Origin of the sequence: Micromonospora parva, assembly GCF_040649675.1 — a bacterium.
Taxonomy (GTDB): Bacteria; Actinomycetota; Actinomycetes; order Mycobacteriales; family Micromonosporaceae; genus Micromonospora; species Micromonospora parva.
In genome coordinates this window covers 794,762-807,743 of sequence record NZ_JBEZFX010000001.1, presented here as the reverse complement: position 1 = coordinate 807,743, position 12,982 = coordinate 794,762, and the positions used below count along the sequence as shown (strand labels likewise).

The 12,982-nt window shown below is 73.1% G+C and carries 9 protein-coding genes; 5 read left to right on the top strand and 4 right to left on the bottom strand.

Going from position 1 to position 12,982, the window contains the following annotated elements; translation table 11 throughout:
- The first annotated feature begins 34 nt into the window (after positions 1-34).
- Entirely contained in the window at positions 35-3,550 is a 3,516-nt protein-coding gene (locus AB0C03_RS03540) for an ATP-binding cassette domain-containing protein (RefSeq protein ID WP_357633960.1), read from the top strand.
- A 49-nt stretch (positions 3,551-3,599) separates the two neighbouring features.
- Here AB0C03_RS03540 and AB0C03_RS03535 read toward each other — a convergent pair whose 3' ends face one another.
- From AB0C03_RS03535 to AB0C03_RS03520, 4 genes are all read right to left on the bottom strand, one after another.
- Entirely contained in the window at positions 3,600-4,667 is a 1,068-nt protein-coding gene (locus AB0C03_RS03535) for an NADH:flavin oxidoreductase/NADH oxidase (RefSeq protein ID WP_030337635.1), read from the bottom strand.
- Positions 4,668-4,736: 69 nt separating this feature from the next.
- Complete coding sequence (locus AB0C03_RS03530; protein ID WP_030337634.1) at positions 4,737-6,029, bottom strand: dicarboxylate/amino acid:cation symporter; 1,293 nt, start codon at positions 6,027-6,029, stop codon at positions 4,737-4,739.
- 166 nt (positions 6,030-6,195) lie between these two features.
- A complete protein-coding gene (locus AB0C03_RS03525) occupies positions 6,196-6,879 on the bottom strand; it encodes a DUF998 domain-containing protein (RefSeq protein WP_051708861.1) in 684 nt (227 codons plus the stop codon).
- Positions 6,872-7,837 (bottom strand): glutathione S-transferase family protein, encoded by a 966-nt coding sequence (locus AB0C03_RS03520; protein ID WP_030337632.1) that lies wholly within the window; start codon positions 7,835-7,837, stop codon positions 6,872-6,874. The genes AB0C03_RS03525 and AB0C03_RS03520 overlap by 8 nt, the downstream gene beginning before the upstream one ends.
- 105 nt (positions 7,838-7,942) lie before the next feature.
- Here AB0C03_RS03520 and pcaF point away from each other — a divergent pair, with 105 nt between their 5' ends.
- From pcaF to AB0C03_RS03500, 4 genes are all read left to right on the top strand, one after another.
- Positions 7,943-9,148, top strand: coding sequence for a 3-oxoadipyl-CoA thiolase (gene pcaF, locus AB0C03_RS03515; protein ID WP_357633954.1), 1,206 nt, complete (start codon positions 7,943-7,945; stop codon positions 9,146-9,148).
- Positions 9,149-9,258: 110 nt separating this feature from the next.
- The gene (locus AB0C03_RS03510; RefSeq protein ID WP_030337630.1) at positions 9,259-10,071 is read left to right on the top strand and encodes an SAM-dependent methyltransferase; all 813 of its coding nucleotides are present in this window, start codon (positions 9,259-9,261) and stop codon (positions 10,069-10,071) included.
- A gap of 82 nt (positions 10,072-10,153) precedes the next feature.
- Complete coding sequence (locus tag AB0C03_RS03505) at positions 10,154-12,268, top strand: putative bifunctional diguanylate cyclase/phosphodiesterase (protein ID WP_357634487.1); 2,115 nt, start codon at positions 10,154-10,156, stop codon at positions 12,266-12,268.
- 46 nt (positions 12,269-12,314) lie between these two features.
- Positions 12,315-12,815, top strand: a complete 501-nt coding sequence (locus tag AB0C03_RS03500; RefSeq protein ID WP_030337628.1) for a DUF456 domain-containing protein — start codon at positions 12,315-12,317, stop codon at positions 12,813-12,815.
- Positions 12,816-12,982: the final 167 nt, after the last annotated feature.

Sequence of the window (12,982 nt, the reverse complement as noted above, 5' to 3'; positions counted from 1 at the left end):
AGGTCTCCGCCACCCACGTCCCGGAGGACTTTCCATGCGCCTGCTCCGTGATCTGTGGGGCACCTCGACCCGCCGTATGACGATAGTGGCCGTTCTGATCGTGGTGGGCGCCGCTGGGCAGGCGGGCGCGTCGGCGCTGGCCGGCGCGGTGCTGGTGCATCGTTCTGCTGGCTTCTTCGCCGTGTTGGCCGGGGCTCTGGTCGCTGTGGTCCTCAGCGACCTCGCGGTGAGCCTGTTGATGGCCGGCCTGACCGCCGACTGGTCCGCCGACGTGCGTCGCCGGCTCTGTCGCGTCGCTCTCGGGCAGGACCTGCCCACCCTGGAGACCACCCCGGTGGGTGAGCTGCTGGACCGCATCGACGGGGATGTCTATCAGGTGGCGTCGGCGGTTCGGAACCAGGGCACCCGGCTGGCCCAGGGCCTCTGCGTCGGTCTGTTGTCGATGGTGGTCGCGCTTGTCGTCTGGTGGCCGGCGGGGATTGCGATGCTGCTGCTCACGGTGGTGCTCGCAATCGGACTGCGTCGGCCCACGGCACGGATCGGCCCGGCCCGGATGGCCGAGGAGGAGGCGTGGTCCGACCTGGCCGCCGTGATGGAGGAGGCGGTGCACGGCCAGGATGACGTACGCACCAGTTTGGCGCGGCCGTACGTGCTGCGGTTGTACGCCCGGCGGGCCGCTGCCGTGCTGTCGCGGGGCAGTGTGGTCTGGGTGTTGTCCGCCCGGGTGGCGACGGTGGCCACCGCGACGATCCGGGCTGGCATCGGCGCGGTGGTGCTCGGCGGTGCGTGGGCGTTGGCCACCGACCGGATCGACGCCGCCCGGCTCACCGCCATCTGGCTGCTCGCCCTGGCGTTCGGGGCCACCGCGGAACATGTCAGCCGGATGGTGCCGGAGATCCAGGAGGCCCTCGGCGCGTGGGCGCGGGTGCAGTTGCTCTACAAGGCCCGGCAGGAACCGGTCGGCGGGGCCAGCCCGAGCGAGGGCGACCTGCGCATTCGGGACCTGACATTCGGGTACGGGGAGAGTGACCGGGGGGCCGCGCTACGCGGGCTCAGCCTCACCTTCGCCCGTGGTCGGTCGTACGCGCTGATCGGACGGACCGGTTCGGGCAAGTCGACGTTGGCGAAGGTGCTCACCCGGGCGGTCGACGTGCCGCCGGGCACTGTCTTCCTCGGCGGCACCGACCTGTGTGACCTCGACGTCGAGCAGTTGCGCCGCTGGGTGGCGCTGGTGCCGCAGCGTACCGAGATCCTGGGCGGCACGCTCGCCGAGAACGTCGCGCTCTTCGACCCGGAGCTGCTCGACGCGGCGGCCCGGGCGCTCGACGAGTTGGGCCTGGCCGGTTGGATCGCCGAGTTGCCGGACGGGTTGGCGACCCGGCTGGGGGAGGGCGGGCATGTGCTCTCCGCCGGTCAGGAGCAGTTGGTGGCGTTCGCCCGGATCCTGGTGCGGGAGCCGCACGTGGTGATCCTCGACGAGGCCACCGCGCGCCTGGACCCGGTCACCGAGGCGCGGGTGCAGCGCGCCACCGAACGGCTGCTGCGCGACCGGATCGGCATCGTCATCGCGCACCGGCTCTCCTCGGTACGCCGCTGTGACGAGGTGGTCGTCCTGGCCGACGGCGCGGTGGTCGAGGCCGGTCCGCTGGAGACGTCGACCCGCTTCGCCGAACTGTTGGCGACCAGCCACGCCGCCGCGTACGCCACGGTGACGCCGTCGGGTCGCACCGGCACCGACCTGCTGGTCGGCCCCGACCCGGCCAACGCCTGGCCGAGCGAGCCGGTCGCGCCGGTGCCCGCCCTGGTCGCGCCGGCCGGGCCGACCGAGCCGGTCGCGCCGACCCGGGCCGATCCGCCGCCACTGCCGCCCGTGCCGCCGGCCAGGACGCTGCGGGAGATCTTCCGGCTGTGCACCAACGATCCCCGGTACGGTGCGGCGGCGATCGTGCTGTTCCTCGGCCTCAGCCTGCTCGGGCTGGACGGCCCGGTGCTGCCCTGGCTCTGGGCGGACCTGGTCGACGGGACGGGCAGCCCGTACCTGCCGGCGGTGGGGATCGTCGCCGGGCTGTTGATCACCCTGCCGCTGCCGTTCTACACCCATGTCTGGTTCCCGCAGTGGTGGGTGCGGCAGATGCTGCGCATCGGCCTTCGCCTGGTGCACGGCCAGACCGGGCCGCGTCGGGTCAGCTCACACACCCCGGCCGAGGTGGTGGCGCAGGGTGGGGACACCGAGCGGGTGGTCCAGCTCGCCGACAACGTGCTGGACCAGACCGTCGCGCTGGTGCTCGTGGTCGCCATGACGGCGGTCACCGGCAGTGTCGTACCCGGGCTGTTCTTCCTCGGCACGATGGTCGTCTCCGGGCTGGCCGCGACGTTGTTCGGGCCGAAACTGGAGCGCGCGGCCCGGGCGACGGTGGCGGCGCGGGCCGCGTTCGCCACCGCGCTGGTCTCCGCGCTCTCCGCGGCGCGGACGGTGAAGCTCGCCGGCGCGACCACTGCGGTGCTGCGTCACCTGGCGGGCCTGGACGTGCTGCGCAGCGACCGGCAGCGGCGGGAGATCGCGGTGCAGGTGTGGGCGCGTTCCACCCCGTCGATGGCCAGCGGGCTGCTGCCGATCGGCGCCTGGGCGTTGTACCTGAACGGTTCGCTCTCCGCCGGGGCGGTGCTGGTGGCCGTCTCCACGCTGGGCGCGGCCCGCTGGTTCGCCTGGACCACGGCGTCGTTGATCTCGCAGCTGCCCTCGGCGCGGGTCTGGACCCGGCGAACCGCGGCGATGACCGGGGTGAGCGCGTACTCGGCGGGGGTGCCGGAGGTCGACCTGACCGCCGGGACGGCGCCCGCGCCGACCATGCCGCCCCGCCATCCGCTGCGTCGGCTGGAGTTGCGCGGCTTCGGGGTGGTGCACTCCGACGGTACGGTGGCCGTCCGCGAGGTGGACCTGACCGTGCAGCGGGGCCAGTTGGTGCTGGTCGTCGGGCCGGTGGGGTCGGGCAAGTCGTCGTTGCTGCGCGGGCTGGCCGGGATCGTGCACCACACCGGCGAGCTGGCCTGGAACGGTGACCCGGTCACCGAGCCGGAGCTGTTCCTGCGTCCCAACCAGGTCGGCTACGTCGCCCAGTTGCCCCGGGTGCTGTCCGGCACGGTGGCCGACAACATCGCCCTCGGGCACCAGGTGGACGCGGCCGGGGCGGTCAGCACCGCCCAGCTCGACCATGACCTGGCCGCCGCCGGTGGAGGGCTGGGCCTGCTCATCGGGCACAAGGGCACCCGGCTCTCCGGGGGGCAGTTGCAGCGGCTGGCGCTGGCCCGGGCGCTGGCCCCGCGTACCGAACTGCTGGTCGCCGACGATGTGTCGTCGGCGCTGGACGTCACCACCGAGCTGGCGCTGTGGGAGGCGTTGCGCGGCCATGGCGTGACGGTTGTCGGTTCGACGGCGAAGCGGGCCGCGTTGGTCCGGGCCGACCACGTGGTGGTGCTGCTCGGCGGCACGGTGGCGGCCCAGGGCACCTGGCAGGACCTGGAGGGCGACTGGTCGCACCTGGCCGGTTGACCGACGGTCGGGCGGCCGCCGTGTGGGCGGCCGCCCGACCGGTCGGGGTTCAGGCGGCGCGGGCGTACTGGGCGGGCCCGGAGTAGGCGACGCCGAGCTTCGCGGCGGCCCGACGCGGCCAGTAGGGGTCGCGCAGCAACTCCCGGCCCAGCAGCACCAGGTCGGCCTCGCCGCCGGCGACGATCTGCTCGGCGTGCTCAGGCTCCACGATCAGGCCCACCGCGCCGGTCGGCACGCCGGCGTCGCGGCGGATCTGGGCGGCCAGCGGCACCTGGTAGCCGGGGCCGAGCGGGACGCGCTGGTCCACGCTCACCCCGCCGGAGGACGCGTCGACCAGGTCGACGCCGACGCCGGCCAGCTCACCGGCGAGCACCACGCTGTCGTCGATCGTCCAGCCACCCTCGACCCAGTCGGTGGCGGAGATCCGGGTCAGCACCGGCACGTCCTCGCCGACCGCGGCGCGCACCGCGCGGGCCACCTCCAGGGTCAGTCGCATCCGGGCGGCACGGTCGCCGCCGTAGCCGTCGGTGCGGTGGTTGGTCAACGGCGAGAGGAACTCGTTGAGCAGGTAGCCGTGCGCGGCGTGGATCTCCACGGCGGCGAAGCCGGCGTCCACTGCGCGCTCGGCTCCGGCCGCGAACGCCTCGACCACACCGGCGATGCCGGCCTCGTCCAGGCTGGTCGGCGTCCGGTAGCCGGCGGTGAACGGCTCCGAGCCGGGGGCGACGGGCGTCCAGCCGCCCTCGGCGTCCGGCACGCCGCCGCGCTCCGGCGCCCACGGACGGTAGGTGGAGGCCTTGAAGCCGGCGTGGGCGAGCTGTACGGCCGGCACCGCGCCGTGGGCGGCGACGAACGCGGTCACCGGCCGCCAGGCGTCGACGTGCGCACCTGACCAGAGGCCGGTGTCCTGCGGGCTGATCCGGCCCTCGGGAAGCACGGCGGTCGCCTCGGTCAGGACCAGGCCGGCGCCGCCGACAGCACGACTGCCGAGGTGGATCAGGTGCCAGTCGGTGGGCAGACCGTCGGGGCCGGCGGAGTACTGGCACATGGGTGCCATGGCGATCCGGTTGGGCAGTGTGACAGCGCGCAGGGCCAGGGGAGTGAACAGGGAACTCATGGGGTCATCCTCTCCGACACGACGACGGGCCCCCGGGGAGAGGGGCCCGTCGTCGTCTGGGTGAACCGATCAGGCAGGAACGGGGCTGAGCTCGGGTCGGGTGTCGGCTGCCGGCTCCGGCTCGGTCAGGTCACGCCGGCCGGCGGACTCGTACGCGGTGCGGTCGAGGGTGCCCTCGCGGGCGGCGACCACCGTCGGCACCAGTGCCTGCCCCGCGACGTTGGTGGCGGTGCGGATCATGTCCAGGATCGGGTCGATGGCCAGCAGCAGGCCGGCGCCGGCCAGCGGCAGGCCCAGCGTGCTGAGGGTGAGGGTGAGCATCACGATCGCGCCGGTCAGACCGGCGGTGGCCGCCGAGCCGACCACCGAGACGAAGGCGATCAGCAGGTAGTCGCCGATGCCGAGCTGCACGCCGAACACCTGGGCCACGAAGATCGCGGCGAGGGCCGGGTAGATGGCGGCGCAGCCGTCCATCTTCGTGGTGGCGCCGAAGGGCACCGCGAACGAGGCGTACTCGCGGGGCACACCGAGCCGCTCGACGGAGCGCTGGGTGACCGGCATGGTGCCGACCGAGGAGCGGGACACGAAGGCCAGCTCGATCGCCGGCCAGGCACCGGCGAAGAAGCGCAGCGGGTTGAGCCGGCCGGCAAGGATCAGGACCAGCGGGTAGACCACGAACAGCACGATGGCGCAGCCGACGTAGACGGCGGTGGTGAACTTCGCGAGGGGCGCCAGCAGGTCCCAGCCGTACGAGGCGACGGCGTTGCCGATCAGGCCGAGGGTGCCGATCGGGGCGAGCCGGATGACCCACCAGAGCGCCTTCTGGACGATCTCCAGCAGGGAGCGGTTCAGCGCCACGAACGGTTCGGCGGCCTCGCCGACCAGCAGGGCCGCGGCACCGATGACGACGGCCAGGAAGACGATCTGCAGGACGTTGCCCTCGACGAACGCGCCGACCGGGTTGGTGGGCACGATGCCGGTGAGGAAGTCGGTCCACGAACCGGTCTTCTTCGGCGCCGTGGCGCCACCCAGGTCGAGGGTCACCCCCTTGCCGGGGTTGGTGAGCAGGCCGAGGCCGATGCCGATGCTCACCGCGATCAGCGCGGTGATGCCGAACCACATCAGGGTCTTGAGAGCGAGCCGGGCGGCGTTGGCGACGCCACGCAGGCTGACCACGCTGACCACGATGGCGGTGAAGACCAGCGGCGGCACGGCCAGCTTGAGCAGCTGGATGAAGAGGCTGCCGACGGTGTGCAGGGTGCTGGTCAGCCAGCTCAGGTCGTTGGTGCGGGCCAGGAAGCCCAGCGCCACGCCGAGCACGAGGCCGAGCAGGATCTGCACGGAGAAGGGAATTTTGCGCAGGCTGAAGGGCATGAAGATCTATCCAATTGTCCGGTCCGATCGGGGCAGGCGTAGAAACGGCTAGCCCGGACAGATGCCACTGGCCTGCAGTCGGAGATCGACATACAGGCGGACAGTGAGGCCCCAGACATTGGTCATCGCTCGCCGACGTTACGCCGATTCCCGCTTATTGGAAGGACCGATCGGGGTGAGGCTCCTTACAGAGGGCCAGTGCGGTGGCGGTGCACAGGCCCCACAGCACCGCGAGGGCGAGGATCAGTCGTTCCAGCACCCCCACCAGTGTGCCCCGGCCGATGACGAGCATCGCCAACCCCACAGTGGCGCAGAGCGGCAGGGCCAGCACGGCGGCCCCGCCCGCCAGTCGGCGCACCATGCTGCCGACCGACCCGGAGACGGCAAGCGTGATCATGGCGAAGACCACCGCCGCGGTCGCCGCGATGCTCGCGCCGCCGTGCACCAGGTCCGCCGTCGTCGCCCGCTCGAACGGTGGCAACGGGCAACCGTCGGAGCAGGTCACCGCCCCGGACACGGCGGTGAACACGGCCCCGGTGGCGAGCAGCGCCGGAGCCGCCGCCCACACCCCCGGGGGCAGCGCCGCGCCGATCAGCAGCAACGCGGCGGCGAGGGCCAGGATCCCGATCCGGTACGTAGCGGCGTGGGCGCTGCCGGCGATGCCCGCCTCGCTGACGTACCCCGTGAGCCCTGGACCGGGACCGGCGACCACGGCGAGCGTCACCGCCACCGCGCCGGCCAGGGTGCAGCCGGCCGCGGCGGACCCGGCGGCCCGGCGGGCGATGTCCCCGCCCGTCGTGGGCGCGCTCGGGGCGGCGGACCGACCCGGCTCAGCCACGCCCGTGCGGCGTGCGCCAGCCCGACTCGTCCGGCCCGAGTGGCACGATGCCGCTGGGATTGATCTCCCGGTGCGTGCCGTAGTAGTGCCGCTTGATGTGGTCGAAGTCCACCGTCTCGCCGAAGCCCGGCGTCTGGAACAGGTCCCGGGCGTACGCCCAGAGCACCGGCATCTCGGTCAGCTTGTCGCGGTTGCACTTGAAGTGCCCGTGGTACGCCGCGTCGAAGCGGACCAGCGTCGTGAACAGCCGCACGTCCGCCTCGGTGATCGCGTCGCCCATCAGGTAACGCTGCCCGGCCAGCCGCTCGGAGAGCGCATCCAGCCGGGCGAAGAGTGCCCGGAACGCCTCGTCGTACGCCTCCTGCGAGGTGGCGAACCCGCACCGGTAGACGCCGTTGTTGACGTCGGCGTGGATCTCTGCCATCAGCGCGTCCATCTCGGGGCGCAGGTCGACCGGGTACAGATCCGGTGCGTCGGGCCGGTGCAGCCGCCGCCACTCGGTGGAGAAGTCGAGAGTGAGCTGCGGGTAGTCGTTGGTGACCACCCGGCCGGTCAGGGTGTCCACCAGCGCCGGCACCGTCACCCGGCCGGTGTAGTCGGGGTCGGTGGCCAGGTACGCCTCGGAGAGGAAGCTCACCCCGAGGACCGGGTCGAAGCCGTCCGGGTCGAGGGCGAACGCCCAGCCCCGCTCGTCCCGGATCGGGTCGACGGTGCCCAGCGAGATCGCGTCGTCCAGCCCGAGCAGGCCGCGCACGATCCTCGCCCGGTGTGCCCAGGGGCAGGCGCGGCACCAGATCAGCCGGTAACGGCCGGCCTCCAGTGGCCAACGGTCCTCCTCGTCCGGGCCGCCGCCGGGTGGGGCTGTCGAGTCGGCGGTGACCCGACCGGTGAACCGGTTCGGCTGGCGGACGAACGCGCCACCGCCGCTGGTCTCTGCGCTGAACTGGGCCCGGGCCATGCCGTCAACCTATCCGCTGCCGGCGCGGATATCCTGGCGGCCGGCAGCCCCCGCGACCCGGTGGGCGTGCCCCACCCCGCCGTCTGCACCCCCTAAGGACTCGCGATGACCGTGGCATACCTGGTGGCCGGTGTCCGTACCCCGATCGGCCGGTACGCGGGCGCGCTGGCCGGCGTCCGCCCCGACGACCTGGCCGCGCACGTGATCCGTGAACTGGTCGCCCGCCACCCCTCGGTGGACTGGGCGCGGGTCGACGACGTCGTGCTCGGCTGCGCCAACCAGGCCGGCGAGGACAACCGCAACGTGGCCCGGATGGCGGCGCTGCTGGCCGGCCTGCCCGAGGAGGTGCCGGGCGGCACCGTCAACCGGCTCTGCGGCTCGGGGCTGGACGCGCTCGCCACCGCCGCCCGATCCATCGTCGCCGGGGACGCGGAGTTGGTGATCGCCGGCGGGGTGGAGAGCATGAGCCGGGCGCCGTTCGTCATGCCGAAGGCGACGTCGGCGTACTCCCGCTCGGCGGAGGTGTACGACACCACGCTGGGCTGGCGGTTGGTGAACCCGTTGATGCGTGACGGCTGGGGTGTCGACTCGATGCCGGAGACGGCGGAGAACGTGGCCGCCGAGTACGGCGTCAGCCGGGCCGAGCAGGACGCCTTCGCGTACCGCTCGCAGCAGCGCGCGGCCAAGGCACAGGCCGACGGCCGCTTCGCCGAGGAGATCGTGGCGGTGTCCGTGCCGGCCGGTCGTCGGGAGACCCGGCTGGTCGAGGTCGACGAGCACCCCCGGGAGACCTCGCTTGCGAAGTTGGCCTCGCTGCCGACCCCGTTCCGCGACGGCGGCACGGTGACCGCCGGCAACTCCTCGGGCGTCAACGACGGGGCGGTGGCCCTGCTGGTCGCCAGCGAGGCGGCGGTGCACCGGTACGGCCTCACTCCGCTGGCCCGGATCGGCGGGGCGGCTGCGGCCGGCGTACCGCCCCGGATCATGGGGATCGGCCCGGTGCCGGCCACCCGCAAGCTGCTCGACCGGGTCGGCGTCGAGCTGAGCGCGGTGGACGTGGTGGAGCTGAACGAGGCGTTCGCCGCGCAGTCCGTGGCGGTGCTGCGTGAACTGGGGCTGCCGGTGGACGCCGACCACGTCAACCCGAACGGTGGGGCCATCGCGCTGGGGCACCCGCTCGGTGCCAGCGGGGCACGGCTGGCGCTGACCGCCGCCCTGGAGCTGCGCCGTCGCGGCGGCCGACGGGCGCTGGCCACCATGTGCATCGGCGTTGGTCAAGGCATCTCGCTGTTGCTGGAGTCAGCCGCCTAGAGTGGTCCACACCACACGACCCGCGGGTCGGCCGGCGCTCGCGCGTGCCCGTGGCACGCCCGTCCGCCGGTGCCGTCCCGCGCCGCGGCGATGAACTGGGGAGCACACTGATGCCGGACGGACTGCCGACCGAGATCGATCTGACCAGGCCGAGCGCGGCCCGGGTGTATGACTACTTTCTGGGTGGGGCGCACAACTTCGAGATCGACCGGCAGCTGGCCGAACAGATCGCCAGCATGACCCCGAATCTCGCCGCCACCATGCGGTCCGGTCGGGAGTTCCTCCGCCGGGCCGTCCGGGTGCTGCTCGACGCCGGCATCGACCAGTTTCTCGACATCGGCTCCGGGATCCCCACCGTGGGCAACGTGCACGAGGTGGCGCAGGGAGTGAACCCCAAGGCCCGCGTGGTGTACGTCGACATCGACCCGGTGGCCGTCGCGCACAGCCGGGAGCTGCTCGCCGGCAACGAGCTGACCGGGGTGATCCACGCCGACCTGCGGGAGCCGGAGCGGATCCTCGCCGAGACCCGACAGCTCGGGCTGATCGACTTCAGTCGACCGGTGGGCATCCTGCTGGCCGGGGTGGTGCACTTCATCCCGGACGCCGACCGTCCCGAGGCGATCCTGGCCACCCTGCGGGAGGCCGCCGCGCCGGGCAGCTTCCTGGTCATCTCGCACTCCACCTTCGAGGACCAGCCGCAGGAGATGCTGGACGCCCAGCGGCTCTCCGCCCGTACCGCCACCGAGATCACCCTGCGCTCCCGCGCACAGGTCACCGGTTTCTTCGGCGACTGGACCGTCCTGGAACCGGGTGTCGTGCACATGCCGCTCTGGCGTCCCGACTCACCGTCCGACGTGGACGAGCACCCGGAGCGGTTCGGCGCCTTCGGAGGCGTCGCCCGGTACGACCAGCCCGCCGGCTGACCCCGTGGCCGCCGTCCCGGACCCCGCCGGGGTCGACGCCGGCCGGGACCCCGCCGGGGTCGATGCCGGCTGGGCCGATGCCGTGGGGTACGCCGCCGACTGGGCCCGCGCGGTGCGCCGTCTCGGTTTCGTGCCACTGAGCCTGGCCGAGACCGAGCGGCTGCTGCTGGCGCACACGGTCCGGCTGGCCCAGGCGATACGGGCGGAGCCGTTCAGCGTCGGCCCCGCCGAGGAGGTCGGGCGGGCCCTGGTGGAGGCGCACCTCACCGAGCCGCAGGCGCTGGAGTGGACGCTGCACGCGCTCGGCGCGACCTTCGGGCGGCGGGTTCTCAGCGACGGTGAACGGCCGGCCGACCTCGCCGACCGGATCGCCGCGATGCAGGGCGGCCTGGCCGCCGGGTTCGCCCGCGCGCTGCGCGACCGCACCTTCAGCCAGCAGGAGCGCATCGCCCGGTCGGCGTGGCAGGCGCGTGACGAGGTGGAGCAGGCGCTGCGCGCCAGTGAGGCGCGGTTCCGGGCGGTGTTCACCGGAGCCGCGATCGGGATCGGCATCGCCGGCGTGGACGGCCGGATCATCGACGTCAACCAGGCGTTCGCCGACATGCTCGGCTACTCGATCGAGGAGTTGCGCGAGATCAACGTGGCGGGGCTGTTCCACGCCGACGACGCCGCCGGGATGTGGGAGCTCTACCAGGAACTGATCGAGGGCAAGCACGACGCGGTCCGGGTGGAGAAGCGCTACTACCGCAAGGACGGCAGCGTGGTCTGGACGGATCTGGCCGTCTCACTGATCCGACACGAGGGACGGCCACGATTCACCGTCGCGATGATGGAGGACATCACCGAGCGGTACCAACTCCAGCAGCGCCTGCGTTTCCAGGCGCTGCACGACCCGCTGACCGGGCTGCCCAACCGGACGTTGTTCTTCGAGACGTTGGGACGGGTGCTGGACACCGCGGGTGTCGGGCAGCGGGTCGGGGTGTGCTTCCTCGACCTGGACGGCTTCAAGGCGATCAACGACAGCCTCGGCCACGACCTCGGTGACCGGCTGCTGGTGATGATCGGTCGCAGGCTGGCCGCGTGCGTGGCCGACCACGGTCACCTGGTTGCCCGGATGGGGGGCGACGAGTTCGTGATCCTCGTCGCGGGCGGCGACGACGCCGACGACCCGGTCGCCGTCGCCGAGGCCGCGCTGGCCGCCGTCGCGGCCCCGGTCCACGTCGGTGAGCACCAGTTGGCCGTCTCGGCCAGTGTGGGCATCGTGCAGTGCCCCGCCTCGGAAACCACCGCGTCGGAGCTGATGAAGGCCGCGGACACCACGCTCTACTGGGCCAAGGCGGCGGGCCGGGGCCGGTGGGCGGTCTACGACCCCGAGCGCGGCGCCCGGGACATCGCCCGGTCGGCGCTGGTCGCCGGGTTGCCCGCCGCACTCGACCGGGGCGAGTTCGTGTTGCACTACCAGCCGATCGTGTCGCTGCTGGAGGGCAGCATGCTCGCGGTGGAGGCGCTGGTCCGTTGGGAGCACCCGGAGCTGGGCCTGATCGGGCCGGACCGGTTCATCGGGCTGGCCGAGGAGACCGGCCTGATCGTCCGGCTCGGCGAGTGGGTGCTGCGGCGGGCCTGCGCGGACGCCGAGCGGTGGTGGCGGGAGTTCCCGGACGCCCGGCTGGTGGTCAGCGTCAACCTCGCCGCGCGGCAGGCCGACGAACCCGCCATCGTGGACACTGTGGCCGACGCGTTGCGGACCAGTGGGCTGCCCGCCGAGCTGCTCCAGCTGGAGTTGACCGAGAGCGCCGTGATGGGCAGCGCCGGAGAGCCGCTGCGCAGCCTGCACCGGCTCGCCGCGCTCGGTGTCCGGCTGGCAGTGGACGACTTCGGCACCGGTTACTCCAACCTGGCGTACCTGCGCCGGTTGCCGATCCACTGCCTGAAGCTCGCCGGCCCGTTCGTCGAGGGCATCCGCGCGGACGGGACCGACGAGGCCGCCGACCACCGCGACGAACGGATCGTCGACGCGTTGGTCCGGTTGGCGCACGCCCTGGAGCTGTGGGTCACGGCCGAGGCGGTGGAGACCGGCGTGCAGGCGGAACGGCTGCGGGCGCTGCGCTGCGACACCGGGCAGGGCCGCTTCTTCGGTGCCCCGGCCCCGGCTGACGCGATCACCGCCCGGCTGCGTGGCGACGGAGCACTGCCGTGAGCGGGGGACCGTTGCGGTCTGGTCGGCGGCGACGGAGGGTGGCGGCGTGGACCTGACGGACTCGCAGACGGTGGTGACCGTGGTGGCCGGGCTGGCCATCCTGGCCGGGTTGGCCGGCGTGGTGGTGCCCGGTCTGCCGGCGCTGCCGCTGTGCTGGGGTGGCGTGCTGGTCTGGGCCGTGTTCGGCGGTGCCGGGCTGGGTGGCTGGGCGGTGTTCGCCGCCGCCACACTGGTCGCCGCGACCGGCGCCGTGATCAAGTACGCGTGGCCTGGCCGGAACCTGAAGCGCACCGGTGTGCCGACGTCCACGCTGCTCGCCGGCGGGGTGCTCGGCATCATCGGGTTCTTCGTGGTGCCGTTCGTCGGGTTGGTGCTCGGCTTCGTGGCGGGGGTGTGGGCGGCGGAGCGGCTGCGGCTGGGCAGCAACCAGCTCGCCTGGCCGTCCACCGTGCAGGCCCTCAAGGCCGCCGGCCTGTCGATCCTTGTGGAGTTCCTGGCCGGCCTGCTCATAGCCGCCCTCTGGGTGGCCGGCCTCCTCCTGACCTGACCTGCCCCCCAACCCGGAGGTTGGGGGGCGCGGGGCACTTTTGGGTACGGGCGGCGTGCCCGTGCGTGAGAGAGAGGCGTGCCCCGCGCCACCGGTGTCGGGCGGTCCGAGTGCCCGGGGTGGGGCCCTGATCGGGCCTGGTCACTGGTCCAGGATGCGGGCCGGGG